General features: G+C 37.7%; 22 protein-coding genes and 1 pseudogene. 14 read left to right on the top strand and 9 right to left on the bottom strand.

What is annotated here, in order from left to right; all coding sequences use genetic code 11:
• Nucleotides 1–17: 17 nt before the first annotated feature.
• Nucleotides 18–1,685 carry an NAD(P)H-quinone oxidoreductase subunit 4 gene (locus tag ANA7108_RS0122415; protein ID WP_016953072.1) on the bottom strand — a complete coding sequence of 556 codons (1,668 nt, stop codon included), beginning with the start codon at nucleotides 1,683–1,685 and terminating at the stop codon, nucleotides 18–20.
• A 267-nt stretch (nucleotides 1,686–1,952) separates the two neighbouring features.
• Between ANA7108_RS0122415 and ANA7108_RS31440 the strand changes: the two genes are divergently transcribed.
• A complete protein-coding gene (locus tag ANA7108_RS31440; RefSeq protein WP_084776961.1) occupies nucleotides 1,953–2,135 on the top strand; it encodes a DUF29 family protein in 183 nt (60 codons plus the stop codon).
• A 13-nt stretch (nucleotides 2,136–2,148) separates the two neighbouring features.
• Here ANA7108_RS31440 and ANA7108_RS0122405 read toward each other — a convergent pair whose 3' ends face one another.
• The 3 genes from ANA7108_RS0122405 to thrS all read right to left on the bottom strand — a co-directional run bounded on the left by ANA7108_RS0122405 (nucleotide 2,149) and on the right by thrS (nucleotide 4,805).
• Nucleotides 2,149–2,571: a PIN domain-containing protein gene (locus ANA7108_RS0122405; RefSeq protein ID WP_016953070.1), complete on the bottom strand. Its 423-nt coding sequence runs from the start codon at nucleotides 2,569–2,571 to the stop codon at nucleotides 2,149–2,151.
• A 17-nt stretch (nucleotides 2,572–2,588) separates the two neighbouring features.
• Complete coding sequence (locus ANA7108_RS0122400) at nucleotides 2,589–2,804, bottom strand: hypothetical protein (RefSeq protein WP_016953069.1); 216 nt, start codon at nucleotides 2,802–2,804, stop codon at nucleotides 2,589–2,591.
• Between the two features lie 180 nt (nucleotides 2,805–2,984).
• On the bottom strand, nucleotides 2,985–4,805 hold the full coding sequence (gene thrS, locus ANA7108_RS0122395) for a threonine--tRNA ligase (RefSeq protein ID WP_016953068.1): 1,821 nt from the start codon (nucleotides 4,803–4,805) through the stop codon (nucleotides 2,985–2,987).
• A gap of 392 nt (nucleotides 4,806–5,197) precedes the next feature.
• On the opposite strand from thrS, the gene ANA7108_RS0122385 reads away from it, so the two are divergent.
• Nucleotides 5,198–5,509 (top strand): DUF2605 domain-containing protein, encoded by a 312-nt coding sequence (locus ANA7108_RS0122385; protein WP_016953066.1) that lies wholly within the window; start codon nucleotides 5,198–5,200, stop codon nucleotides 5,507–5,509.
• Nucleotides 5,510–5,741: 232 nt separating this feature from the next.
• A complete protein-coding gene (locus ANA7108_RS0122380) occupies nucleotides 5,742–6,062 on the top strand; it encodes a DUF2973 domain-containing protein (RefSeq protein WP_016953065.1) in 321 nt (106 codons plus the stop codon).
• A gap of 528 nt (nucleotides 6,063–6,590) precedes the next feature.
• On the opposite strand, the gene ANA7108_RS0122375 is transcribed toward ANA7108_RS0122380, so the two are convergent.
• The gene (locus tag ANA7108_RS0122375) at nucleotides 6,591–8,858 is read right to left on the bottom strand and encodes an amylo-alpha-1,6-glucosidase (RefSeq protein ID WP_016953064.1); all 2,268 of its coding nucleotides are present in this window, start codon (nucleotides 8,856–8,858) and stop codon (nucleotides 6,591–6,593) included.
• Between the two features lie 522 nt (nucleotides 8,859–9,380).
• On the opposite strand from ANA7108_RS0122375, the gene ANA7108_RS0122370 reads away from it, so the two are divergent.
• Both ANA7108_RS0122370 and ANA7108_RS0122365 read left to right on the top strand, forming a co-directional pair.
• Nucleotides 9,381–10,148 carry an ATP-binding cassette domain-containing protein gene (locus tag ANA7108_RS0122370; RefSeq protein WP_016953063.1) on the top strand — a complete coding sequence of 256 codons (768 nt, stop codon included), beginning with the start codon at nucleotides 9,381–9,383 and terminating at the stop codon, nucleotides 10,146–10,148.
• Between the two features lie 29 nt (nucleotides 10,149–10,177).
• Complete coding sequence (locus tag ANA7108_RS0122365) at nucleotides 10,178–11,707, top strand: glycine betaine ABC transporter substrate-binding protein (RefSeq protein WP_016953062.1); 1,530 nt, start codon at nucleotides 10,178–10,180, stop codon at nucleotides 11,705–11,707.
• 153 nt (nucleotides 11,708–11,860) lie between these two features.
• On the opposite strand, the gene ANA7108_RS0122360 is transcribed toward ANA7108_RS0122365, so the two are convergent.
• On the bottom strand, nucleotides 11,861–13,216 hold the full coding sequence (locus tag ANA7108_RS0122360; protein ID WP_016953061.1) for a hypothetical protein: 1,356 nt from the start codon (nucleotides 13,214–13,216) through the stop codon (nucleotides 11,861–11,863).
• 3 nt (nucleotides 13,217–13,219) lie between these two features.
• Complete coding sequence (locus ANA7108_RS0122355; RefSeq protein ID WP_016953060.1) at nucleotides 13,220–13,714, bottom strand: DUF427 domain-containing protein; 495 nt, start codon at nucleotides 13,712–13,714, stop codon at nucleotides 13,220–13,222.
• 595 nt (nucleotides 13,715–14,309) lie between these two features.
• Between ANA7108_RS0122355 and ANA7108_RS0122350 the strand changes: the two genes are divergently transcribed.
• The 6 genes and pseudogenes from ANA7108_RS0122350 to ANA7108_RS31435 form a co-directional block, all read left to right on the top strand.
• On the top strand, nucleotides 14,310–16,322 hold the full coding sequence (locus ANA7108_RS0122350; protein ID WP_026104388.1) for a DICT sensory domain-containing protein: 2,013 nt from the start codon (nucleotides 14,310–14,312) through the stop codon (nucleotides 16,320–16,322).
• A 349-nt stretch (nucleotides 16,323–16,671) separates the two neighbouring features.
• Entirely contained in the window at nucleotides 16,672–21,462 is a 4,791-nt protein-coding gene (locus tag ANA7108_RS0122345; RefSeq protein WP_016953058.1) for a P-loop NTPase fold protein, read from the top strand.
• A 329-nt stretch (nucleotides 21,463–21,791) separates the two neighbouring features.
• Nucleotides 21,792–22,211, top strand: a complete 420-nt coding sequence (locus ANA7108_RS0122340; RefSeq protein WP_016953057.1) for a photosystem I reaction center subunit II PsaD — start codon at nucleotides 21,792–21,794, stop codon at nucleotides 22,209–22,211.
• Between the two features lie 220 nt (nucleotides 22,212–22,431).
• A complete protein-coding gene (gene trpE, locus ANA7108_RS0122335; RefSeq protein ID WP_016953056.1) occupies nucleotides 22,432–23,946 on the top strand; it encodes an anthranilate synthase component I in 1,515 nt (504 codons plus the stop codon).
• A 51-nt stretch (nucleotides 23,947–23,997) separates the two neighbouring features.
• Complete coding sequence (locus ANA7108_RS0122330) at nucleotides 23,998–24,264, top strand: hypothetical protein (RefSeq protein WP_016953055.1); 267 nt, start codon at nucleotides 23,998–24,000, stop codon at nucleotides 24,262–24,264.
• A pseudogene (locus ANA7108_RS31435) lies at nucleotides 24,227–24,343 on the top strand (hypothetical protein); the annotation flags it as partial. The gene ANA7108_RS0122330 and the pseudogene ANA7108_RS31435, both read left to right, overlap by 38 nt.
• A gap of 32 nt (nucleotides 24,344–24,375) precedes the next feature.
• Here ANA7108_RS31435 and ANA7108_RS0122325 read toward each other — a convergent pair.
• A complete protein-coding gene (locus ANA7108_RS0122325; protein WP_016953054.1) occupies nucleotides 24,376–24,990 on the bottom strand; it encodes a hypothetical protein in 615 nt (204 codons plus the stop codon).
• 89 nt (nucleotides 24,991–25,079) lie between these two features.
• On the opposite strand from ANA7108_RS0122325, the gene ANA7108_RS31085 reads away from it, so the two are divergent.
• From ANA7108_RS31085 to ANA7108_RS0122310, 3 genes are all read left to right on the top strand, one after another.
• A complete protein-coding gene (locus ANA7108_RS31085) occupies nucleotides 25,080–25,343 on the top strand; it encodes a DUF5678 domain-containing protein (protein ID WP_016953053.1) in 264 nt (87 codons plus the stop codon).
• A 54-nt stretch (nucleotides 25,344–25,397) separates the two neighbouring features.
• Nucleotides 25,398–25,712: a retropepsin-like aspartic protease gene (locus ANA7108_RS31080; protein ID WP_016953052.1), complete on the top strand. Its 315-nt coding sequence runs from the start codon at nucleotides 25,398–25,400 to the stop codon at nucleotides 25,710–25,712.
• 79 nt (nucleotides 25,713–25,791) lie between these two features.
• The gene (locus ANA7108_RS0122310) at nucleotides 25,792–25,992 is read left to right on the top strand and encodes a hypothetical protein (RefSeq protein WP_016953051.1); all 201 of its coding nucleotides are present in this window, start codon (nucleotides 25,792–25,794) and stop codon (nucleotides 25,990–25,992) included.
• Nucleotides 25,993–26,031: 39 nt separating this feature from the next.
• On the opposite strand, the gene ANA7108_RS0122305 is transcribed toward ANA7108_RS0122310, so the two are convergent.
• Nucleotides 26,032–26,304, bottom strand: coding sequence for a hypothetical protein (locus tag ANA7108_RS0122305; RefSeq protein ID WP_016953050.1), 273 nt, complete (start codon nucleotides 26,302–26,304; stop codon nucleotides 26,032–26,034).
• Nucleotides 26,305–26,344 lie beyond the last annotated feature (40 nt).

Genomic DNA, 26,344 nt, shown 5'->3' with positions numbered 1-26,344 from the left:
TCGCCTTAACCCTTTATTTAAATTTCCTCAGCCTCTGATAATTTTGGAACCAACAAACTATTGGCATAGATGCGGGGATTGCTTTGGGCAACAATACTATAAGACTGGCGAACATGAGCATTAATGGCTACAGTCTTCGCATCGTACATTTGCATAGCCACTTTCGGATAGAAACCAATCCCAATAATCAGCACTAGAAAAGAGGCGGCAATAAACACTTCACGAGGTCTGGCATCAGTATATACAGTTTCCGTAGGTAGGAGACAATCTGTACCAAAACAAGCCGTTCCTTCATCTTCCTGATTCTCAAAACTTGCATTGTTAATATCACAGATTAGGTCTGCACCAGAACCATAAAATACCTGTCTCAGCATGGAAAGCAGATAGATTGGTGTGAGGATAACTCCCACTGCGGCTAGGAAAACGGTAACGGTACAGAAGGTGGAAGTGTAAACATCGCTAGTTGTCATCCCCACAAAAACCGAAAGTTCACCGACAAAGCCACTCATTCCCGGTAAAGCCAAAGATGCCATTGCACCCATTGTAAAGAGGGCAAATACCTTCGGCATCGCTTGACCAATACCACCCATATCTGCCATTACCATCGTCCGAGAGCGATCGTAAGTTACACCTGCCAAGAAGAATAACACCGAAGCAATCAAACCATGAGATATCATTTGCAACATTGCGCCGTTAATACCCAAATCTGTAAAAGACGCAATTCCGAGAAGTACAAACCCCATGTGGGAAATTGACGAATTAGCCAAACGCCGTTTCATATTCGTTTGGGCAAAAGAGTTTAATGCACCATAGATAATATTCACAACACCGAGAATGGCAAGAACTGGTGCAAAGTAAATATGTGCATCAGCAAGAAGTTCAAGATTGAGGCGAATCAGTCCGTATCCACCCATTTTTAATAAAACACCTGCCAAAATCATCGATACGGGAGAAGATGCTTCACCGTGGGCATCCGGTAGCCAAGTATGGAAGGGAAAAATAGCAAGTTTGACACCAAAGGCAATTAATAGCCCAGCATACAGTAGCAGTTGGAGAGTCAGGGGATATTCTTTCTGTGCAAGTTCTGCAATATCAAAGGTGACATTTCCCCCACCATATAGCCCCATTGCTAAGGCTGCGACTAAAATAAATATAGAAGCGGCGGCAGTATAAATTAAAAATTTTGTAGCTGCGTAGCGTCGCCGTTGTCCACCCCAAATGCAGACTAGTAAATATACGGGAATCAGTTCGACTTCCCACATGATGAAAAATAACAGCAAGTCTTGGGCGACAAACACCCCAACCTGTGCAGAATACAACACAAGCATGAGAAAATAGAAAAGCTTTGGTCTGCGGTCAACTTGCCAAGCCGAAAAAATCGCCAGGGTGGTAACAAATCCAGCTAAAAGTACCAGCGGGACGGAAAGACCATCAACAGAAACTGCCCAGTTCAAACCTAACTGAGGCATCCAGACATAACTTTCTACAAGTTGAAAACTGGCACTACTGGCATCGTAATGCTTCCAAAAGGCGTAACACATTAAACCAAAATCGGCGATACCTACGCCCAGTGCATACCATCGGACAAGTTTGCCGTCTTTATCAGGCAATACAGGGATGAGAAAGGATGCCAAAAGTGGAAATAGGACAATCGCGGTAAGCCAAGGAAATTGAGCCGCTATCATGTCAATAGGAAAAAATACTTATTGGTGAATGATGTCATTGTACTAAACTTTGTAACAATTTCTTCATAAGTTTTTACCCCAGGTTGGCATAAAAGAATATATACCTAAATAAATCTTATGCTTAGGATTGAGTAGATTAACAAACGCCTTTATCTGCCTGATGCTCTAAAATGGACTATCAGACGCACCATTAAATCCATGACAAATAGTGAGTATGATCATCGTGGCTGGGAAGTGACGATTCGAGAACAACGTCGCTAGTTAAGAATTATTCTCAAACAATCTCCTAGTCTGAAGCGATATTTTTCAGAAGTTTTAGATCAAGCTTGGGAAGAGGCACTGATGGAAGTTAGGGAAGATTATCCTCAAATTGAGTTTCCTGATTTGTGGAAGTTTAGCCTGAATGTTGATGTGCTTTTGAGTGAAAAATTTTGTTTGGAATTTTGCTGAGTATAAATTCGTATTAATCTCTCCAATTGTCTAATTGTAAAGGATAACCTAATGATTGAATTTTTTGATAATGTTTAGAATTTCCTGTAACTAAAATTAAATTATTTTCTATGGCAATTGAGGCAATTAATACATCTGCTAATCCTATCGGTTGTCCAGTTTTTTCTAAATCAGCATGAATCAGTCCAGATAATTCAGCACTTTTTTGTTCTAAAGGTAAGATTTCCATTTGCGGTAAATCTATTAAAAACTCCTGAATTCGGTCATTCCGGTTTAATTTTCTCCATCCTTTTATGATTTCAGTAACTGTAATTACAGAGATAGTATAATGTTTAAAGACGGTTTTATAGGCAATAGCTTTAGCTATGACTTGGGGATTTTTACCTTTACGAATTTCCGAAAAAATATCTGTATCAATTAAAGTTTTATTTTTCACTGTCGAAGTAGCATTTCTTAGATTCTATGTTGTAACATATCTTCAATTAGTTGATCTACTAACTCTGCATCATTCGACCATTTGCCAATAAATGAATCGTTGAGAATTTCTGGTTGAGTCAGTTGCTCAATCATTGCTTTAATTAGGTCTGAGAGTTGACAATGATGAGTTTGGGTTAGTTGTTGTATTTTGTCATAAGTTTCTTGATCTAGTTCCAGTTCTATTTTTTTCATAATTAATTACTATTTGAGTCTATAGATACTTTTATTATGGCGTATTTATTGGGTGTTTTGCAATTGAACAATCATCTGGCAGTGGCTGTAAAAGAGATTATATTTTATCTTTTGTGGTACTCATAATTTGATTTTGAGTGAGTTTATTTTGGGGCTGGGAATTACCCCAGCCTACTTTTTTTAGAAGTTGCTAAAGTTAGTAATCGCTTCCTGCATTTTATCCACAACCTCATCTACCGTTATCGCACCCAATTCCCCAGAAGCACGGGTGCGGATACTCAAGCTGTTGGTTTCCACTTCCTTGGCACCAACCACCGCCATTACAGGTATTTTATCCTTTTCGGCGTTGCGAATCAACTTACCCAAGCGATCGCCACTCGTATCCACTTCCGCACGAATACCCAACGCAACCATCTTCCCTACTACCTCTTTGGTAAAATCTAACTGAAGATCACTTACAGGTAATAACCTGATTTGCACAGGTGCTAACCACAAGGGAAAATCACCTGCGTACTCTTCAATCAAAATCCCAATTAACCGTTCCAAAGAACCAAACGGTGCGCGGTGAATCATGACTGGACGTTTGCGGGAACCATCTTCAGCCACGTATTCTAAATCAAACCGTTCGGGTAAATTATAATCTACCTGCACAGTTCCCAATTGCCATTCCCGTTCCAAAGCATCACTGAAGATAAAATCAAGCTTCGGTCCATAGAAAGCCGCTTCCCCAATCCCTTCAAAATAATCCATTCCCAATTGTTCCACAGCGCGACGAATCGCACCTTCGGCTTTATCCCAAGCTTCATCAGAACCAATATACTTATCACTAGCAGGATCTCGGAAACTGAGTCTGGCTTTAAAATTCTTCAGTTGCAGACTTCCAAACACCGACAAAATCAAATCTACAACATTCAGAAATTCACTGTCTAGCTGTTCGGGAGTAACGAATAAATGAGAATCATCAACAGTAAAACCGCGCACTCTGGTTAAACCACCCAATTCTCCCGATTGTTCATAACGGTAAACTGTACCAAATTCCGCCAAACGCATCGGTAATTCCCGATAAGAGCGTAATTCACTCTTGTATATTTGGATATGGAAAGGGCAGTTCATTGGTTTAAGGGCAAAACCCTGTTCTAGCGCTTTTGCTTCCTCATCTTCAGCCATTAAAGGAAACATATCTTCTTTGTATTTTTGCCAGTGTCCAGATGTTTTAAATAAATCAACTCTGGCAATATGAGGAGTAACTACAGGTAAATAACCTCGTTTTAATTGTTCTTTTTTGAGGAAGTCTTCTAAAATCGTCCTTAACAAAGTTCCTTTCGGAGTCCACAAAGGTAAACCAGGACCGACTAAATCGGAAAAGATAAATAATCCTAGTTCTTTACCCAGTTTACGATGGTCGCGGCGTAAAGCTTCTTGTTTGCGGCGTTTGTACTCTGCTAGTTGTTCGGGAGTTTCCCAAGCTGTGGCGTAAATGCGCTGTAATTGGGCTTTGGTTTCATCTCCACGCCAATAAGCACCAGCGACGCTTTCTAATTCTAGAGCTTTGGGGTTGATTTCACTGGTATTTTCCAAATGAGGACCGGCGCACAAATCCCACCATTGATCTCCTAAATGGTAAATTGTGATCGGTTCTTGTTTGATATCTCCAAGAATTTCCAGTTTATAAGGTTCTTTAATCGCTTCAATGCGGCTTTGGGCTTCTTCGCGGCTGACTTCTTCCCGAATTAATGGCAATTTGCGATTAATTATTTTCACCATTTCTTTTTGAATGGCTTTCAAATCTTTGTCGCTGAAGGGTTCTGGACTATCAAAGTCATAATAAAACCCATTTTCAATCCAGGGGCCAATTGTGACTTGCGCCTTGGGAAACAGCTTTTGTACTGCCATTGCCATGATATGGGAAGCTGTGTGGCGAATCTTTTTTAATGTTTCTGATTCACTGGTGCGGGGTAAATAGATTTTTTCGGCTGGTTGGGTTTCTTGATTTGGCGACATCGGCTGTTAAACTTTTGGCGAAGTGATTAAAAATAAAGTTGACAAAAAATATCTTTACAAGATGATAGTCCACTGGCTATGGTTTCTCCTAATTTAGCCCAACCACAGGCTGTTTACAAAAGTCTGGGAGCAGAATTCTGTGCGCTGATTAACGCAGAAAAATTTTAGATAGATGATTTTTCTGTGTGGTTGATTTATTCCTTTAGACATATGTCCGCTTACTCCCAGAGAGCTTTGCAAGCCTATTGCCAAATTTATATAATTGTGTATAGTATCTCAAGTTACAGATTTCTTCTCTTCTTGGCCATATTGATGGAAAATTATGAATTAATTGTTAAGATTCGTAAATAACGTTAATATTAAAAAGAAATTAGGAAATATGCTTTTCATATATGGGAGACTCGAATCCACCGAGTACTGAATTGCTCAAATCAGTCTTGGAGCCATTGTTAGAGGATTTTCAATATTGGTTTGAGCAATCGCTTGAACTACTGGAAAATGAGAAAATCCAATTTATGAGTGATGAAGAGCAATTTGACTTGTTACAGCGAGTTAAACAAGCGCAAGCAGAACTTAGCACAGCAAAGATGTTATTTGCTGCAACTGATGAACAAGTCGGGATTGATATGGCAACTGTAATGCCTTGGCATCAATTGGTAAGCGAATGTTGGAATGTGGGGATGCGCTATCGTCAGTCAAAATAACTGTGACTTTCTGTGTAACGAAACTGTGTATAAGTTGCAATGATAAGAAAGAAACCTTAACATTATTTTCATAAAAAAATAATGTAGCCCATGTTACCGTAATCTTAATAGGATTACAAAATATCACATCACAAATAGATAATTTAACATTCCTCATCATCATAAATGATTGAGCGAAAGTTAATCACTACGATATAAAGCTTTAAAACTTGTTGCCCTGGAGGATAATTCGATGCTACACCTACTCTACATTTTAGCTTTCACAGTTCTAGCATTTATAGCTGTTGGTAATTTAATTCGTAATCTGATCATGTTCAGTTTTGATAGGGAACGAACTTATCCAACTAACCAATCATCACCAGGTGGCTTTGGTTATTATGCAGCTAGAAAGCAGTATGCACCCCATCCTGAATTGTTAGACAGTGCAGGTAATATGATTAAAGAACCTCTGTTAGTCATGCGTTCTATTAATGTTGAAGATGCACGGGAACAATTGGATGCTCTTTATGAATCTTCTCCTGGTCAGAAAATTGATCGTCCAGAAGGAGCCTAATTTGTAATTATTATAATTCGTGATTGTTTAAGAGTGTAGGGGTTTAGCAATGTGCTTTACCCCTTATTTTTGGGTTTATATAATTATTAAAAAGATGATTGATGATTTATTTTGTCTGATAGCGTAGCGTGGCGTAGCGTGGCGTAGCGTGGCGTAGCGTGGCGTAGCGTGGCGTGGCGTGGCGTAGCGTGGCGTAGCCATATCAGGATGTCCAGGATTAAAGGATTAACAGGATTAAGATTGACAATATTTTTTTACTCATCCTGTAAGTAAATCATTAAATGTGAGAAACAGGATTAATAAGATGAAAGGATTAAGAGGATGAAAAATTAACATAATTATTGATTATGTATTTTCTAACCATCCTGCAAATCCTCAAATCTTGTAAGTAGGTGGGCAGAATAAAACCAAACTGTGTAAAGAAAAGTAAATAAGGCTAAAACCCTTTTCCCCCTGCACCCTGCACCCTGCCTTATCCCAACGACAATTTTTAACGCCAACCTACTTAAATCCTGATTCAGACGAGATTTATGCTTCAATCACAACGCGCAAATTACCGCGTTTTTTAGCAACTCGACAAGCAGTAGTAGTACCAACTCGTTCAAATTCTAAATCTAAAATTGTGCCACCAACACGCAAATTGTGAAATGATAAGCGATTAATTGATTCTGGTAAAGCAGGGTCAATAATTCGCAAACAATTATTTTGCGCGTCTGGAACTAAATTCACCATCATTTGTAGTAGTTGAAAAATACTCCCTGTAGCCCAAGCTTGGGGAGTACAAGCCACAGGATACTGCACAGGTGCATTATCACCATTCATTTCATACCCGCAAAACAGTTCTGGAGGGCGTTGATAAGACTGGTAACTGGTCATATTAAACAAACCTTGAAATAATTCCAAAGCTTGATCAATCAAACCGAGCGATCGCAATCCCATTGCAATCATAGAATTATCATGAGGCCAAACAGAACCAGTATGATAACCCATAGGATTATAAGCTGGTGACAAACTACTTAAAGTTCTAATCCCCCAACCATTAAACATATCACCCGCTCGCAACCTTTCCGCCACACTATAGGCTTTGGCAGCGGTAAATATCCCCAAATTCAAACAATGGCCAGGATTAGAGGTAATACTATCAACTGGTTTACCCTCTCCATCTAATGCTAAAGCACAAAAATCTTCATCTTCTAACCAAAAATCTTGATTAAACTTAGCCCGCAGTTTTCTCGCTTCTATTTGCCAAAGTTCCGCTAAATCTGGGCGTTGTTGGATTTTAGCAATTTCTGCGAGGCGGTTTTTTGCTGCATAGACATAGGCTTGCACTTCACACAAAGCAATTGAACCAGTAGCTAATTCCCCTTTCCGATTGACAATACAATCACCAGAATCTTTCCAACCTTGGTTAACCAAACCACCTTTAGATTTGCGATTATAACTGAGATAGCCGGTTTCTTGCAGTTGTTTATCAATCCAATCCATAGCTGCTAAGGCATTAGGCCACAGTGCTTCCAGGGTTTCTTGGTCATGAGTCCAACTGTAGTATTCAGCATACAACATTAACCATAGAGGAGTGGCATCAACTGTACCGTAGTAGGGTGTATGGGGAATTTCTTGACATCGTGCCATTTCCCCTAACCGTAGTTCATGTAAAATTTTGCCTGGTTCTTCTTCTCGCCAATCATCTTCGATTTTCCCTTGATATTTTGCCAATAGTATCAGCGTTTCTTTGGCAATTTGGGAGTTTAACATCAAGGTTTGGGAAGCGGTAATAATGGAATCCCGTCCGAACAAAGTCGAAAACCAAGGGACTCCAGCCGAAACAGTTTTATGCTTGCCAAAAGACTGAAGTAACAAATATATATCTTGTTCAGCCCGTGAAATCACGCGATTAAAAATACTTTTATCTGAGCTAATCCGGGTAATTTGGTGTAACCAATTTTGCTCTTCCATTAATTCGGCGGCTTTTGCTTGTGCTAAAGTAGCCGCAGGACTGATAGTAGAACTAGGTTGCTTGTCGGTGAACATATTCAACCGATAACCTAGCTTTTGAGTTTCATGAGCCGCCAATTCTAGCCGCCAAACTGCTGTATAACCGTGGAAATGATTTGGTTGCAGATGCTGAAATTGAATCAGAGACTCCATAATCGAACCGTCTAAACCCTGATATGCAAGTGTGAGAGATTCTTCTTTATGGGCTTGGGTTTGAGTTAATGAAGCTACAATACCATCAGATATTGGTTCATTTAGGTGTAAAAGTCTTCCCTGTTTTTGTCTGTGATGACCTCTGACTTCAAATAAATCCACAAAATCAGCATCAAAACTAAGACTGAGTTCAAAACTAACGCTGGTAGTGTTGTAATTAGCAACTTCTATTTCTTCAAATAATGCGCCATTGAGAACAATTTCCCGACGAAGACCCACAGTATCAGCTTTAAAACGATTCTCTAAATCAGGATTAGTACATAAAACCGAGAGGGCAAATCCTTTGTCAGCGTTGCTACTCAGTAATATAGGCGATCGCCCTTCAATTTGTAACTCCAAACGACTCAAAAATCGGGTATCACGGCAAAACATTCCCATGCTGGGAGTACTACCATAAAGGTAACAACCGGAGATATTCCCTATGGTGTCTGTCACTAGGAATAAATCATCATCTTTAACTGTGATGGTTGGTTGTGGTCTTTGACTGACAACACAAGGCCATTCTGAAATCTCTTTTTGGTCTGCGGGAGTAAAAGTTCTACCATCTATGACAATTGTTTCTGGAGTTATCAATGTATCCGGTGTCATTAGCCAAAATTACCTATATAGGTGTAAATTTACTCAAATTGATACGGTTAAAAAAGGAAAAGTAATTAAATCTACAAGCATGAATTTCTATAAATGTATACCTTATTAATTAGAAGTCAAGGGTGAAAATTGCCTGTTTTTCAAGAGTTTATTCCTTGCTAAACATTGAGAGGTGCTAGAGGTAGAGAATACTTACTCAGACATAAAATCTGAGAAAAGTAGAAAGAGGTGCATAAAAAATAGCCACCCCAAAAAGCGTTATATGCTGAATGCAGCAGATTGCAGGTAAAAAATTCAAAATTTAGTTTTTGTAGTTTTTGTAGTTTGGGTTAAGTGGCAGCCAAACCCAACAAATGTTTATCAATATTGGGTTATGCCTAATTGGGTTATGCCTACGCTACGCGTTCACGCAGTGTCCTGTAGGGATACGTTCCAGAAACCAACCTACGTAATTTTATTTTTTGAGCTTAACCGACTAGTATTGATTCATGTTCGAGCTTAATTTTATTTAACTAGATAATTATGTCTACAACATCGAAAATTACAGTAGAATTTCGTAACGTCAGTTTTGAAATCAATCATCGTCCCCTATTACATAACTTAAATCTAAACATTTATCAAGGGGAAGCATTAATTTTATTAGGGCGTAGTGGTAGCGGTAAAACTACAACTTTAAAATTAATCAATCATTTACTTTTACCCACAAAAGGAGAAGTTTTAGTCAGCGATCACCCTACAACTAAATGGGATGCTATTAAACTGAGAAGGCGGATAGGTTACGTCATCCAAGAAACAGGTTTATTTCCTCATTTTACCATTGCTGAAAATATTGGTATTGTACCATCTTTAGAAAAATGGCCACCACAGAAAATTCAGAATAGAGTCTACGAAATGTTAAATTTAGTTGGGTTAGAACCAGAAAAATTTGCTCAACGTTATCCTCATCAATTATCAGGAGGCCAGCGTCAACGAGTGGGAGTTGCTAGGGCTTTAGCCGCAGATCCACCTATATTATTAATGGATGAACCTTTTGGCGCACTTGATCCTATCACTCGTTTAGAATTACAACAACAATTTCGATATTTACAACAACAACTAGGAAAAACAGTGATATTTGTCACCCATGATATTCAAGAGGCTTTCTTTTTAGCATCTAGAATTGGTTTAATGTATGAAGGAAATTTAGTCGTATTAGGAACTAGAAAAGAATTTATCCAATCTCAACATCCAGAAGCACAAGCTTTTCTTGCTTGTTTAAATACTGCAAATAATTGGGAACACAATAATTAAAATCAATTTAAATTAAAATCAAAAAAAATATGTTTTTATTTCAATACGCACCTGAAATTATTCTCCGCAGTGGAGAACATTTAATATTAGTAGCTATAGCTATGACAATAGCCATTTCTATCGGGCTTCCTGTGGGCATTTTTATCACTCGTCAACCCAAATTAGCTTCTCCTATTCTTGGTTTAGCAAACGCTGTTCAAACTATCCCCAGTTTAGCCATATTTGGGTTTTTAATTTCTGTCCCTTTCCTGGGAGGAATTGGCAAAACTCCCGCTATATTTGCCCTGACTCTTTACGCTTTATTACCCATAATTCGTAATACTTGCATTGGCATTAATAGTATTAATCCTGCTATTAAAGAAGCCGGAGTAGGAATGGGAATGACAGACCAACAATTATTATTACAAGTCGAAATTCCTCTGGCTTTACCAGTTATTTTGGCAGGCGTGAGAGTAGCAACAGTTATATCAGTAGGAATCGCCACAATTGCTGCTGCTATTGGTGGTGGAGGTTTAGGAATATTTATTTTTCGTGGGATTTCTACAGTTAATAATGAATTGATTTTAGCAGGTGCAGTACCAGCAGCTTTTATTGCTTTGAGTGCAGATTTTGGTTTAGGATTTTTAGAAAAAACCCTGACTAAACAAACAGCAAATAAAGGTAAGTTTAATCGAAATATAGGTATTATTTTAGGAATAATCGGTTTAATTATAGTCGGATTAATTACATTTAACTATCAACAAACCCCAGCAACAATTTCTATTGGCTCAAAAAATTTTACTGAACAAGTAATTTTAGGTGAATTATTAGCACAACAAATAGAAAATCATACTAAATTAAAAGTAGATCGTCGGTTTAATTTAGGAGGTACATTTATTGCTCATGAAGCGGTAAAAGCAGGAAAAATTGCCGGTTATGTAGAATATACAGGAACTGCATTTACAGCAATTTTAAAAGAAAAACCGATTAATAATCCTGAAATTGTTTATGAAAAAGTGAAGGAATACTATGATCAAGAATTAAAATTAGCAGTGATGAAACCTTTAGGGTTTGAAAATACTTATGCTTTAACTATTCGTGGTGAAGATGCGAAAAAATGGCAGGTTAAAACCCTTTCTGATATTGCTAAATATACTTCACAAATGCAAGCCGGATTTGGTTATGAATTTATTGTTAGAGAAGATGGTTATCCAGGGTTAGCAAAAACATACAACTTCAATTTTACCAAACCTCCTCAACAGATGGAATTAGGATTAATGTATAAATCTTTGGTAGAAAAGAAAGTAGATATCATCGCAGCTAATTCTACAGATGGTTTAATTCCATTTTTAAAATTAGTGATTTTAAAAGATGATAAAAAATACTTTCCTCCCTATCAAGCTGTACCTATTTTTAATCAAGAAATACTGCAAAAATATCCAGAAATCATAGATACTATTAATCAATTAGGAGGGAAAATTTCTACAACTGACATACAAAAGATAAATTATCAAGTAGATAATCAATCTCAACCAGTGGAAAAAGTTGTCAGTGAATGGTTAAAATCTCAACAATTATGATTTTTTCAGATTTTTTAGATTAGTAAAAATTTCTCTGCAATTTCAATAAATTTTTTGCTTTGTTCAATCAAAATTCTCACATCTTCCTCACTCAACTGAACGGTATCATTAATACTATAATCTTCTTGCGTCCTTAATTCGGGTAGTTAGTTTTTACAACTGTTCTTTAATCTGTTCAAATATCCAATCAGGTATAGCGTGTTCTGTTGTATAAACATAATTATATTTCTCTTCTATTTTCTGCCAATCAATCCTCGTATCTGCTAAAATTTCTTCAGCAAACATATCTAACGCTGTACCTGTTGAACCTTTTTCTAAACATCTTTTCATAAATAACCAACTTTCTTCAATTTCTCCGATACATTCAAATGGTGTATGTTCACCCAAACCTACCATTTCTCGGAATGTAGGAAGTAAGTCTACATCATCAAATAGGTTGTTTTTAAAAACTTTATCAACAATACTTTGCTGAGAAAATGCCATCATACCTAACCAAACATAAGCACATTTAGGACATTTCTTACACCAAGGTTTTTGCACATTGCAAGAATGAATTTTAGGAATAAATTCCGGGTATTTACTAAAGTTTTGGAAAATGCGAAAATCGTAAATAGGTTGTAAAAGGCTGAAATATTTAAAATTAGTTAACAGATTTTCCTGAATAAATTGGTCTAAAATCTGTTCTGCTGCTAAACCTTTACCCCATTGATGATTAACTTCTTTATCTATATCATCCCAGAATAAATTACCAGTATTGGCACTTTTTTCATGTGCTAAACAAAGATAATTATATCCTTTATCTAACATTAAAATTAAAGATTCAAAAATAGAAACTGGTGTTTCTGGTGCAGTAATACCGGAATTTTCAGGAAAATATAATTTCAGAAATGGAAACTCTGTAAAATCATCAAAAATGGATATTTGATGTTTCTGAAGTGGTTGTACACTTTCTAACACTTGGGAAATTAACTCATGCTGAAAATCGGCTTTTCCGTAAACACTATGGGAATACTGCATAGAAGCAAAGGGTATACCTGCTTCTTCTAACATTTTCATAGCGACAATACTATCTTTGCCACCACCACAACCAGCGAGAATCGTTTGATTATCTCCTAAAATATTTGTAGTTTGACTTATTCCTAATTTCTGGGAATAAATAATTTCTGGTTGTTGATAATTGGTAATATTATTTTCATACCAATGTTGTCCAAATACTCCTTGATATATTGTCACAAATAAATCTAAAACCGGATGTTCTAAATATTCAGCAATGACAGAAATATCATAGTATTCAGGAAATAGAGAACATAGTTTCATACCTTCAAATAAGGCAATATGAGCAACTATACCCTGGATAAAGGCTTGAGAATATTTTTTCATCAACCCAGAAAAAGAAACACCATGATAGAAAATCTTGGTTGAAAATTTGAATTTATCTGCACTATAAATAATTTCTAAATGATGTTCCTGAATTATCAAACTATCAATTTTGATAACTACAATCTTCATTATTTACCATCCCCAAGTACCTGGTTCACCTTTAAAGGGTCCGACAATATCCGCCGTGATCCAACCGCCATAAAAATCACCAGATTGGGGTTTTACTAGCTCATCATTGACATAACAAGCATCCATTAAAGCCGCAATAAAACCATAATATTCTTGCATGGGAAGAAAATTTGGAGTTGGTGCAAAATATCGCCAAGCAGCATATTTTAGCAGTTTATCACCAATCTTGATATCATAATATTGATATGCACCTTTCCACTCACACAAATTTTTCTTTGGTGTTTCAATTAAATATTCTAGTTTGATGTCTTCTGGAGGGAAGTAATAAGTAGGAGGATGACTGGTTTCTAAGACTCTTTTTCCTCTGGTAGTTTCTGCTAAAACAATATCATTACAAATCACTTTCAGGTGTTTGTCGGTATCTTCTAAAATCGCAGGACGGGGATAGTCCCAAACTGATTCTTGACCTGGTTGTGGGGGAATTGGATTTGGTCTCATGATTAATAGTTTCCTTTTAATCGATTTTATATGTTTGTAAAATGATCATCAACATTCAAGCCTTTAAATATTGAAAATAATATTAAAAGGCTTGAGTACTGATAGGGAAATTATATCATTAAAGATGATGGGTTTAAAAACCTGGCAAGGGAGAAAATGTATCTCATAACTATATCTTAATTCTGATTAACATATAGTTATGTATAGTTACATAGCTTATATAAAGACGATTTTTTGAATTTTAAATAAAATTTAATATTTTTAGCAGACTTGTAAAAAACTAGATTACTATATTTACAAACTAATCAATAAGAACAAGCTTTTTAAGCTAATCTAAAATGAGGATCTCAATTGTAAAAATGCAAAACTTGTGAGCAAATTTTAGGAAACCTCATACATTAGCCCCTGCTATGGTATTTTGGCTTTAGTTGCGACCAAAGCTGTATTGAAGTTAAAAAAAGAGATAAATTTTCTTTTTACGGATAATGGTTAAGATGTGTTTAATGACAACTGACAACTAACAATTGACCAGTTTTAAATTGTACAATGCATTTGTGACGTGGATCTTGTCTAGATTGGGCGTTTAACGATATTCATGAGCATTTCGACTTCCGTGCTGAGTGATTTGCTACAGTCACTACCCTACCTGCGGACCCAGTTATATTTCAAGGCTTCACTAACGGCGCTCTCCCATGCAATGGAAGATCAGGTTTTGGCTGCTACCTTGAGCCAGCCCCTGATTATTGCTAGTTTCCAACGAGAGCGATTTTACCGCCAAGAAGCTCATCGCTATCAACGACTGTCTCAACGAAGTAATCAAATATACGTATTATCTGCACCAGAAACGGAGTTCGCCCATAATTCGGAACACTATGAAAAAGTAGCTTTTGAGCCAGATGACGGTTTAAGTCAAGAGTGGCATTTGGTGGTCATTGCGGACAACTATGCTACCTGCTTAGTGTGCCGAGAAAGTCTAGGTTCTATTACCAAAAATCAGCAGTTACCAGAAATTACCCCTGGATTAGATATCGATACAGCGAGAAGATTTGAGGGGATTTGGACATCAGAGCGGGGAGTGAGCCTCAAAGCCGCAGAATTGTTATTGGACAGAATTCTGGTTTACAGACCTGATTTGGTAGACAAAATTGAGGAAGCACGACAGAGGTTCGGGATTGGAGAGTCAATCAAGATATCAGGCGCAGAGCCATTGAACGAATATGCTTGTGATATCGATACTGACCCGTTTGTACAGCGCTTGGTGACTTACCTGCAAGCTAGTCAGTACAAACTGCACAAAGCCTACCGTTCTATAGCGCTACAAGCACGAAAAGAACGCTTGATCAACTCGATTAGTACGGCGATTAGGCGATCGCTTGATCCCCACTCTGTTCTCGAAGTGGCTGCACAAGAATTAGGTCAACATCTCGAAGCTGGTCGTTGTCTCATTTACCGCGCTCAAACTACCGAAGCCCAAGCCATAATTGAGCATGAATTTTTAAGTCCTGGTGTGGTTTCGGTGCGGGGACAAACTTGGGAGTTAGAGAGCAATCCTCTGTTTCAAGAACTTACACAACAGGGTGAGGGGGTATGTGTTTCTGATACGCTGATTGACTATCGTGTGACCAGTTCTCCCAGACTTTCCTTGATTGTGAAAAAGTTGGGCATTCGTTCTTGGTTGATGGAACCAGTGTTCTCTCAAGGACGACTGTTGGGAATTGTCGAGTTACATTATTGCGATTTACCGCCCCATGAGTGGCAACCAGGAGAATTGGATTTGGTCAAAGCGATCGCAACTCAAGTCGGCGCAGCATTAATTCAAGCCGAAGCTTTTGCTAATTTAGAAGAACTGAACAAGCAGCTAGAAGCCCTTGACCGCACCCGTAGCAACTTGATAGCCATCACTGGTCATGAACTGCGTACCCCCCTATCTACTATTCAAGTTTGTCTGGAAAGCCTCGCTAGTGAGCCGGATATGCCTTTAGAGTTGCAGCAGGTGATGCTCAGTACAGCCCTTTCTGACTCCGAGAGAATGCGGAAATTAGTGCAAGATTTCCTCACTCTTTCTAATTTAGAAAGTGGTCGGGTGCAATGGCATCCCGAATCCCTCAGTTTACAAGAATGTATAGATTTAGCACTCAGCCGCTTACGTACACGGTCATCAACGGAAAAGATAGCCCAAATTAAAACGCAAATTCCTAAAACTTTACCTTTGATTAGGGCTGACGGTGATTGGCTAGTGGAGGTAATCGCCAAACTGATAGACAATGCTTGTAAATTTACGCCTTCCCAAGGAGAGATTCACATCAAAGCGACTACTAGCAAACGCAATCAAATGGTTGAGGTGACTGTATCCGACACGGGACGGGGCATAGAACCCAATCGCCTAGAAATAGTCTTTGACCGCTTTTATCAAGAAGAGGGAGCTTTGCGACGGACTGCTGGTGGTACCGGTCTGGGTTTGGCAATTTCTCGGCAAATTGTCAATGGCTGGGGTGGCAAAATCTGGGCAGAGTCCACTGGTAAAGACCAAGGTAGTCAGTTCCACTTCACTATTCCCATTGTTCAGGGTAGTGCAGAGGAACAGCAGTCGTTTGTGAAGACCAAATAATTCAGGACTTACGCATTGTACTGAAGATCAAATCGGCGGTTAGAAACCGCATCTAAACAGACCAAACCCTTAATTTTTCATTAGTCCGCTTAGGCGGACTTTGTTTGTATAGCCGCGACTTCCAGTCGTCAGGGCTACCAACATCTTGTAAATCCTAAAATCCTGTAAATCCTGATATGGCTTGCGCCACGCTACACTATCAGACAATTTTTAGAGTTTTATTCCGGGGTTTTCAGCCTATTTGCTGATAATTGCTTGTAAACAAACGTATAAAAGTATTTACAACCAAATAGCATACATAGTAAAACCAGTAACACCCACACACAACTAAACTGGTATCACTACTGGCATGGAAGCACCCCAAGGTCAACAAGAAATCAGCAGTCAACAATTAATAATCCCAGAAATCGAAATTGGCATAGAAGCAGGAACCCCAGAACCTGAAAAACCTTTTGCCGAGTTTGAGAGTGAAGTATATGCAGTAGCCATATCACCCCAGGGACGACAACGCATAGCTGTGGGTTTAGCAGATGGCACAGTCGAGATTTGGGATTTGCTAACCGGGGGAAAGTGGTCAAGTTGTAAAGGTCATACAAATTCTGTCCGGTCAGTAGCCTTTAGTCCCGACGCGAGTATGGTTGCAAGTGGTAGTGATGACAACACAGTGCGATTATGGGATGTGAATACGGGAACGGCTATAAGTCAACCATTCTCTGGTCATACAAGTTATGTCAACTCAGTAGCTTTTAGTCCCGACGGCAGTATGGTTGTTAGTGGCAGTAGGGACAACACAATACGGTTGTGGGATGTAAATACAGGAGAAGCAATAAGTCAACCATTCTCTGGGCATACCAATTCTGTCTGGTCAGTAGCCTTTAGTCCCGACGGCAGTATGGTTATCAGTGGCAGTAGAGACAACACAATACGGTTGTGGGATGTGAATACTGGAGAAGTCGCGCAAATTTTCTCTGGGCATACAAATTTGGTCTGGTCAGTAGCCTTTAGTCCCGATGGTAGTAAGGTTGTCAGCAGCAGTTGGGACAACACAATACGGTTGTGGGATGTAAATACGGGAGAAGCTATAGGTCAACCATTCTCTGGTCATACAAAATATGTTAACTCAGTAGCCTTTAGTCCCGACGGTAGTAAGGTTGTCAGTGCCAGTGTTAAGATAGTGCAGTTGTGGGACGCAAATACTCGAGAAGCAATAGGGAAACCATTCTTTGGTCACGCAAGTTCTGTCAGTTCAGTAGCCTTTAGTCCTGATGGCAGTATAGTTGTTAGTGGCAGCAGGGATAAAACAGTGCGGTTGTGGAATGTCAACACGGGTAAAGCAATAGGGAAACCATTCTTTGGTCATACAAGTCCTGTTACCTCACTAGCCTTTAGTCCCGACGGCAGTATGGTTGTTAGTGACAGTGGTGACAAAAATACAGTGCGGTTGTGGGATGTCAACACGGGTAAAGCAATCGGTAAACCATTCTCTGGTCATACAAGTCCTGTTTACTCAGTAGCTTTTAGTCCTGGTGGCAATATAGTTGTCAGTGGTAGTGATGACAACACTGTGCGGTTGTGGGATGTAAATACGGGAGAAGCTATAGGTAAACCTTTCTCTGTTCATACAGAATATGTCACCTCAGTTGCTTTTAGTCCTGATGGGAGTAGCATTATCAGTGGTAGTGCAGACAACACATTGCGGTTGTGGGATGTAAATACGGGAGAAGCTATAGCTCAACCATTCTCTGGTCATACAAGTGCTGTCATCTCAGTGGCCTTTAGTCCTGATGGCAGTATGGTTGTTAGTGGCAGCAAGGACAAAACAGTGCAGTTGTGGGACGTTAACACGGGTAAAGCAATCAGTAAACCATTCTCTGGTCATACAAGTGCTGTCATCTCAGTTGCTTTTAGTCCTGATGGGAGTAGCATTATCAGTGGTAGTGCAGACAACACATTGCGGTTGTGGGATGTAAATACGGGAGAAGCTATAGGTAAACCTTTCTCTGTTCATACAGAATATGTCACCTCAGTAGCCTTCAGTCCCGACGGCAAAACTGTTGTTAGTGGCAGTGATGACAACACAGTGCGGTTATGGGATATTTCCGACCCCCAGCGTAAACGGCAAATAATTATCGGTAAACATGAAAATGCAGTTTATTCCGTTGCTTTTGACCCACTGGGAGACTACATCATCAGTGCTGGTGAAGATGGTATCAAGGTTTGGCGTTGGCAAAGATTTAATATTACTCGTGTTCCTCAAGCTTTCCGCAATGACCAAGCAACTGGTGAAGACTCTTTAGATGTGTCTAAGGAACTGCAATCTTTAGCTGATGTATTAATGTTGCGGAGTCTTGAACCTCCTTTAGCTGTGGCAATTTTAGGCGGTTGGGGTAGCGGGAAATCTTTTGGAATGCACTTAATAGAAAAACAAATTACCAAAATTCGCTGTCAACAACTAACTGCAAAACAGACATGGGGAGAAAAGGGAGATGAACCAAATCTTTCTCCTTATGTTGGTCATGTTTACCAAATCAAATTTAATGCCTGGAGTTATGCTAAATCTGATCTCTGGGCAAGTTTAATGCAGACTATTTTTGATCAACTTGACCGTCAATTAACTTTAGAAAAGCAATTAGGAGAAGTTTCTAATTTGCTGGCTGGTGGTGATGTTTGGCGTGTTATTAATCAGATGAATGATAGTGACAGAAAGGCAATTTTAGAATCGGAATTGAGCAAGGAAGTATTTGCTAAATTTAAAGAAAAAAATGCTGATGGTAATGCCCTTTGGGATATTCTCAGTGAAGTTAGAGAAGAAGAACAGAAGAAATTAGAACAAACGGAACAGGAATTACAAAATTTAGAAGCCGAAGTAAAAAGCAAGAATCAAGAAATTGAGAATAAATTTAATTTAGAAGTTGAGCAGCTTGAGCAAGAATTTAACCAAGAGGTGAAGAAGATTGAGGGAAATGTTGAAGAAGAAATGACAGATGTAGCGACATTGATTATTTTTCTGTCTCAACTTAAAGAAACTCTTAAAGATGATTTTGGTGATTCTATTCTCAAAGACTTTCTCAATTCTTGCGGCTTTAAAAACAGAAAAGATTTAGAAGCTCAATTCCCGTTGTTGAAGTTAGATAAATTAGCTGACTCTAACCTTTTAGATGTAGCACAAGAATTAATTGAAAAGAAAAATGCTAAAATTAAGCTTATCGTTAATAATGTCCAAAAAATAACTAATTTTTTGGAAGAACAACCTAGTAATATAGTTGGGCTGATTGAATTTACTAAGAAAGACAAAAAGACATTATTTATATTTTTGGGTGCAACTGCTTTACCATTTATCGCTTATTTCTTAATTGTTTCTGTTATCCCGAAGTTTTTACCAGCACTTCTAGAAATATCCACAGCTTTAAAACTTTGGTTAACTAGTATATCTGCTATTCCAGCTATATCTGTCAGTATCGAAATATTTAAAAAAATCCAAATTTTGCAAGTAAAAACGGTGAAATTTTTACAAGTAGCTAGGGAAAATATTAAAGATGAGAAACAAAAGCTAATTAAAACCAAGGATGAAAAGATTAAAGAACAAATTAATCAACGTAAATCAGAATATGAGCAAAATCAAGTTAAGGAAATCTCCGGGAATAAGGAAGCAGCTAAACAAGAAATAACTGAAAAAGAGCAGGAAATTGAAAAACTACAATTACAGGTAGAAAGACAAAAACAACTTGTTGGTTTAACTGCTCAATATAAATCTTTATTGGATTTTGTCAATAACCGTTTAGAGGATAATCCCTATCAAAAACTTCTCGGTTTAATGCACCAAATCCAAGATGATTTAGCAGATTTATCTGACCATTTAACCTATAAACCAGGAAATACAAATCCTGAAAAACTCAAAGCTCTTAAAAAATATTTCCCCAGAGGTTCTGCGAGAATAGTTTTATATATAGATGATTTAGATCGTTGTCCTCCTGATAGAGTTGTCCAAGTTTTAGAAGCTGTACAATTATTGTTAAATACAGAAATATTTGTCATTGTTTTAGCAATAGATGACCGTTATATTGGTCGGGCTTTAGAACACAATTATAGAGGAGTTTTAAAACGTGGTGGTACTCCCTCTGGTGTTGATTATATAGAGAAAATTATCCAAATTCCCTACAGAATGCGGCCTATTAGCAGAGAAGTAGCAGAAAAGTATTTAAAATCTTTGGTAGATATTGAAGAGGAGTCTAAAAAAGACAGTCAAAATATCTCTAATTCCCAGCAAATAACTGATAAAAATCTGTTTTTGCAACAAACAACAGGAGAAGATTGTATCCCTTTACAACAAGTAAATGATGAAAGTAGATTTTTAAAAGAATTAGAACAATTACCAGAAAAATCATATCAAGATGAAATTGAAGAAATACCTGTTGATACTGAAGAACAAACAGATCAAGATTATAATTTCCCAGTATCTACTTCTACTAAAAATTTAGGTGTTAAAGGTATTTCTGAATCTAGAACTAGAGAAGATAATTCAAAAGAGAATAATACAAAAATACAACATTCTGCAAATACAGACCCATTAGTTACCTTTGAACGATTTACTGCTGAAGAATTTAAATGGATAAAAGAATGTTGTCAGCACGTTGATTTAACTCCGAGAACCGCAAAACGGCTTATTAATATTTGCAAAATTATCAAAATTATCTGGACTCCAACAGAAAACGATGAAAAACATGATACAACATGGAGAATAGAACCTACACCAGAATGTAAGCAAACATTAATTGCATTTTTAGCTTTAGCTGGTAGATATCCTAAAGAAATACGGAAAATATTAGAAGAGATTTATTTGGAATTTGAAACAGAGGAAAAAGATACAGTAGAACTTGAGAAAAATAAATGGTTAAACCAGTTACAAAATTTAGATGTATTTATGGATAGACATAACCAAAGAGAATGGAAAAAATTTAAAAATGATTTTGAAAAAATGCCACCACAAAATAAATTTGTATTTGAGAAAAGAACTTTTAATTTAGCTAGATCATTTTGTTTTGTCGGTGATATTGGTTATGATCCTGATGATCATTATAACCGTGAGTATAGATTTGAAGATAAGAAGAAAGATTATGGTTTTTATAGAGATAATTCGTAATTCGTAATTAATAAGTACAATCCCTCGCTAAATTTCTAACTTAACGGTCTACAATTACAGAATGTTTTAAAAGCTTATTTGATTTTTGTTGGTATGGTTTACCCTTTGCACTTACTAAAATGTAGCTTTTGTAAAGACTTGCAAAGTTATGTAATGTAATGTTAATTATAGATTGATTCTCAAAAATTGTTCTATTGTTCCTTGATGTAACATTCTGAACCCTTTAGCCAGACTCAATCACTAAAAACTGTTACAGTCTATGACGCGATCGCAATATAAGCTCAATTACGATGTTAGTATGCCCTAAAAACGTTGAGAGACAACCTCTTATGGCAGACACTCTTACTGGTAAAACTCCACTTTTCGGTGGCAGCACTGGCGGATTGCTAAAAAAAGCACAAGAAGAAGAAAAGTACGCTATCACTTGGACTAGCCCTAAAGAGCAAGTTTTTGAAATGCCTACAGGTGGCGCAGCCACGATGGTTAAAGGCGAAAACCTGCTTTATATCGCTCGGAAAGAATATGGCATCGCTTTGGGCGCTCAACTCCGTAAATTCAAAATCACGGATTACAAAGTTTACCGGATTCTTCCCAACGGCGAAACCACTGCTATTCACCCAGCTGATGGTGTCTTCCCTGAAAAAGTCAACCCTGGTCGTGAACAAGTCCGCTTTGTACCTCGCAGAATTGGTCAAAACCCCAGTCCTGCACAACTGAAGTTCAGTGGTAAAGCTACTTACGATGCATAGTACCGCAGGGCGGAATTAAAAATTAACAATTAAAAATTAAAAAAGCAGACTCAACAAGCTGTTCACGAATTTTTAATTGTTGTTTGATTTACGCCGTTGTGAATTAATCGTTAAGTAGTGGTTAATGGGTAATGGGGAAAAAGAAAAACTTTTACCAATTACCCATAGCCAATAACTCGTTCGTAATTGTTAATTTTTAAGTATTAATTGTTAATTATTTATGATTTTCCCCGATTTCACCCAGTTTCAAAAACTCGCTTTACAAGGTAACTTTGTCCCTGTATATCAAGAATGGGTAGCTGACTTAGATACCCCCGTTTCTGCTTGGTATAAAGTATGTGCAGAGCAACCTTATAGCTTTTTGCTGGAATCGGTGGAAGGTGGAGAAAAACTAGGACGTTATAGTTTGCTAGGTTGTGATCCTCTCTGGATTTTGGAAGCTAGAGGTGATAAAACTACTCAAACACATCGAGATGGTTCTGAGCAAGTTTTTACAGGTGATCCTTTTACAGTTTTATCTAAATGTTTAGCACCTTATCACCCAGTAAAATTACCACAACTACCTTCAGGAATTGGCGGTTTATTCGGGTTTTGGGGTTATGAGTTAATTAATTGGATTGAGCCGCGTGTACCAATTCATCCCCAAGATGAGCGGAATATACCTGATGGATTGTGGATGCAGGTAGACCAGTTATTGGTTTTCGACCAGGTAAAACGGAAAATTTGGGCGATCGCATATGCTGATTTACGTGACCTAGAAGTTAATTTAGAGGTAGCTTATCAAAAGGCGAGCGATCGCATTCAGGAAATGGTCAGCAAGCTATCTTTACCTCTATCGCCACAAGATACCAAATTAGCTTGGACAGCCCCCGGAAACAAACCGAAAGCAGGAATAGAGGAATACACCAGCAACTTCACCCGTCCCGATTTCTGCGCCAGTGTCGAAAAAGCAAAAGAATATATCAAAGCTGGTGATATCTTCCAAGTCGTCATTTCTCAACGCTTATCTACAGAATATACAGGGAATCCCTTCGCCCTTTATCGTTCTTTGCGCCAAATCAATCCTTCACCTTACATGGCGTATTTTAACTTCAAGGATTGGCAAATTATCGGTTCTAGTCCTGAAGTCATGGTGAAGGCAGAATGCCACCCTGATGGGGGTATAATCGCCACAGTCCGCCCCATTGCTGGGACAAGACCCAGAGGGAAGACAACCCAAGAAGATGCGGCTTTCGCTGAAGATTTACTCCAAGACCCCAAAGAAGTTGCTGAACACGTCATGTTAGTTGATTTAGGACGCAATGATTTGGGGCGTGTGTGCGAAAGCGGTAGCGTGAAAGTTGATGAATTGATGGTAGTTGAACGCTATTCCCATGTCATGCACATTGTCAGTAATGTGGTGGGTAAATTAGCAAATGACAAAACAGCCTGGGATTTACTTAAAGCCAGCTTCCCCGCCGGTACAGTCAGCGGTGCGCCGAAAATCAGAGCGATGGAAATCATTAACGAATTAGAACCAAGTCGCCGGGGTGTATATTCTGGTGTGTATGGGTATTATGATTTTGAAGGACAATTAAATAGTGCGATCGCTATTCGGACGATGGTATTGCATAATCATACCGTCACAGTCCAAGCAGGTGCCGGTTTAGTAGCTGATTCCGAACCAGAAAAAGAATACGAAGAAACACTAAATAAAGCTAGAGGATTGTTAGAAGCGATTCGTTGTTTGCGATAAACTCCACTTTCTAAGAAGAAGGGAAATTAAAATCAATACTGGAGCTACACAATGATACCAGCTATTAGTAGACCTTCAACGTTACTTGGTCGGATTAAAGTTGAAAAGGTAGATAAATTCAATTTATTTAAATTTAATGATGAACTCCAAAAGCGAATGGAAGAACTTTTGGATAGAAAAAAAGCTGATTTGCTGACTTCAGAGGAAGTTATAGAATTGGAAGCTATTGGAGAGTTAGACAGAATTTTCACTCACATCAATGCGATGTTAGTAGCTCAAGACTGTCACAGTCCAAGCGGGTGTCGGTTTAGTCGCTGATTCCGAACCAGAAAAGGAATACGAAGAAACGCTGAATAAAGCTAGAGGATTATTAGAAGCAATTCGTTGTTTGCGATAAATCAATTATCAGTTAGTAAATGTTGCCATAATTTATGATGCAGAAATAATACTCATAAGAATATTCACAAGTGTTGATAAATCTTCTGGAACTCGATAACGTTTTTGGTCTTGAGTTACTTGACGACTTGTGCGGTTATAAACTCCAAAACGCCAATCTTCACCAGTCGTAACTGCTCCATAAATAAGCTCAGAAGTAGATTTTGTCCATTGATCAAGTGCGATTAATTCAATAGCAAGTTGAGTAAATCCCCTCACTAAATCTGATTGTTTTGCTTCAATAACTAATAAATTTTGAGGTGCTGCAATATAATAATCTACAGTTCCTTTCAAATAATCATTTACTGCAATGGAATATTCTATATTCAGTCGCTGATTAGTTAAATCACATACCTCAAACAGAATGGGACCAATTAAAGCCTCACGTCTAGTAGTTTCATTCACTAAATCTATGTGAGATAAATTACGCTGAATCTGGTGCTGTAAAAACTGTAAATTTAAAGTTTCTGAAGATTCAGGTAATGTTAAATTTTTCCTTTCAATAGTGCAGTTTAATTCCGCTAAAATATCATCAATAGTAAAAGATAATTCAAAATATCGGCTGAAAGGATAAGATTCACCAGCTTTCAGAATGCGACGGGAACTCATAAAAAACCTAAGCCAGATTTACTTGCATTTATTTTATAACAAAATAAGTATAGTGATATAAACTGTCTTTATAGAAAAAAGCAAAGAATATGAACACAACAGCCTCTAAAAGCGAAACCGATGAAATACTCAAGTGGTTGAATCACAACCGCCAAATGTTATTAGATTTATATAAAAATCAATATGTTGCTTATAATGCTAATGGCATAATTGCACATAGCGAAAACTTACGCGAAGTTTTAGAATTAGCGAATGCAGCAAAACAGACGTTTTTAATTTATTTAGTTCCCCGTCGCACTGCTTCTGTAGAAATTTTACCAATTCGCTTTCGCACTGTTGCTCGTCATGATTAGCAACCAAATTATAGTGTTAATTTAAAGCACAGAGATATAGAATTTTCTACAACAATGTTAGTAGATTCTGGTGATGAATTGAGTTTAATTTCCTTGAAAGTAGGTCAAGATTTAGGCTATGCTTTAGTTGATGCAGAATCAACTTTATTAGCAGAAACTATAGGTGGCAGAGTTGAGTACGTTTTACGTAATGTAGAAATGACGATTGATGGACATAATGTTATTGCTCCTGTAGCATGGTTACAAACCAATACAGGCGGAGAACAATTGCTATTGGGAAGAGAAGTTGTATTTGATAAATTCAATATTGAATTTAGGCAAGCTGAGGAGAAAATTATTTTTACATGGCGTGAAGACTTGCATTCATAATCATTGTCTGAATCACAACAAACTTAACAATAAAAATCCTGCTATACTAAAAAGCAGAAATCACCCTAATAATTAAATTATGATCATCCATAAAATTATCAAAGAATTAGAACAAATTCCAGAAGAAAAACTAGCAGAAATTTATAACTTAATCCACTATTTCCGCGTAGGATTAAATCAAACAAAACCTCAACCTAGAACACCAGGAATACTAACAGGAAAACTCAGTGACACCTTTTTTGATCCTCTACCTGAAGAAGAATCGCAACAATGGGAATAAATTATCTGATTGATACCCATATAGTGTCTAAAAGATACATCACTCAAAAGGATTAATACGATTATTAATTTTCACTTTACCTCTGGTTTCAGAGACTAACTCCAGACATTCTTCTAAGTCGTCCCCTACCCATGTACCAGCATGACGTAAAATTGAAAGTCCTGTAGCTGGCCTATAGTTAGTTGTTTCTAATGAACTTGTTTCTTGTTTATATTTAATGAATTCCACAAATTCATCAATCAATTTTAAATTTTCTGGTGAAATCGTTAATAAATTTTGTTCAATTTTTTGTCTTAATTCAAGAGAGTTCATGATTTTGGACTCCTAATTACAATTAATATTTTCCACTTTC

The organism is Anabaena sp. PCC 7108 (genome assembly GCF_000332135.1).
Taxonomy (GTDB): Bacteria; Cyanobacteriota; Cyanobacteriia; order Cyanobacteriales; family Nostocaceae; genus Anabaena.
Note: the sequence above shows the minus strand (reverse complement) of the source record. Positions and strands in the feature narration are given on the sequence as shown.

Excerpts from the sequence above, each read along its gene's own strand:
- ANA7108_RS0122415 (WP_016953072.1), bottom strand. The coding sequence starts at position 1,685 with ATGATAGCGGCTCAATTTCCTTGGCTTACCGCGATTGTCCTATTTCCA.
- ANA7108_RS0122400 (WP_016953069.1), bottom strand. The coding sequence starts at position 2,804 with ATGAAAAAAATAGAACTGGAACTAGATCAAGAAACTTATGACAAAATA.
- thrS (WP_016953068.1), bottom strand. The coding sequence starts at position 4,805 with ATGTCGCCAAATCAAGAAACCCAACCAGCCGAAAAAATCTATTTACCC.
- ANA7108_RS0122385 (WP_016953066.1), top strand. The coding sequence starts at position 5,198 with ATGGGAGACTCGAATCCACCGAGTACTGAATTGCTCAAATCAGTCTTG.
- ANA7108_RS0122380 (WP_016953065.1), top strand. The coding sequence starts at position 5,742 with ATGCTACACCTACTCTACATTTTAGCTTTCACAGTTCTAGCATTTATA.
- ANA7108_RS0122375 (WP_016953064.1), bottom strand. The coding sequence starts at position 8,858 with ATGACACCGGATACATTGATAACTCCAGAAACAATTGTCATAGATGGT.
- ANA7108_RS0122370 (WP_016953063.1), top strand. The coding sequence starts at position 9,381 with ATGTCTACAACATCGAAAATTACAGTAGAATTTCGTAACGTCAGTTTT.
- ANA7108_RS0122365 (WP_016953062.1), top strand. The coding sequence starts at position 10,178 with ATGTTTTTATTTCAATACGCACCTGAAATTATTCTCCGCAGTGGAGAA.
- ANA7108_RS0122360 (WP_016953061.1), bottom strand. The coding sequence starts at position 13,216 with ATGAAGATTGTAGTTATCAAAATTGATAGTTTGATAATTCAGGAACAT.
- ANA7108_RS0122355 (WP_016953060.1), bottom strand. The coding sequence starts at position 13,714 with ATGAGACCAAATCCAATTCCCCCACAACCAGGTCAAGAATCAGTTTGG.
- ANA7108_RS0122350 (WP_026104388.1), top strand. The coding sequence starts at position 14,310 with ATGAGCATTTCGACTTCCGTGCTGAGTGATTTGCTACAGTCACTACCC.
- ANA7108_RS0122345 (WP_016953058.1), top strand. The coding sequence starts at position 16,672 with ATGGAAGCACCCCAAGGTCAACAAGAAATCAGCAGTCAACAATTAATA.
- ANA7108_RS0122340 (WP_016953057.1), top strand. The coding sequence starts at position 21,792 with ATGGCAGACACTCTTACTGGTAAAACTCCACTTTTCGGTGGCAGCACT.
- trpE (WP_016953056.1), top strand. The coding sequence starts at position 22,432 with ATGATTTTCCCCGATTTCACCCAGTTTCAAAAACTCGCTTTACAAGGT.
- ANA7108_RS0122330 (WP_016953055.1), top strand. The coding sequence starts at position 23,998 with ATGATACCAGCTATTAGTAGACCTTCAACGTTACTTGGTCGGATTAAA.
- ANA7108_RS0122325 (WP_016953054.1), bottom strand. The coding sequence starts at position 24,990 with ATGAGTTCCCGTCGCATTCTGAAAGCTGGTGAATCTTATCCTTTCAGC.
- ANA7108_RS31085 (WP_016953053.1), top strand. The coding sequence starts at position 25,080 with ATGAACACAACAGCCTCTAAAAGCGAAACCGATGAAATACTCAAGTGG.
- ANA7108_RS31080 (WP_016953052.1), top strand. The coding sequence starts at position 25,398 with ATGTTAGTAGATTCTGGTGATGAATTGAGTTTAATTTCCTTGAAAGTA.
- ANA7108_RS0122310 (WP_016953051.1), top strand. The coding sequence starts at position 25,792 with ATGATCATCCATAAAATTATCAAAGAATTAGAACAAATTCCAGAAGAA.
- ANA7108_RS0122305 (WP_016953050.1), bottom strand. The coding sequence starts at position 26,304 with ATGAACTCTCTTGAATTAAGACAAAAAATTGAACAAAATTTATTAACG.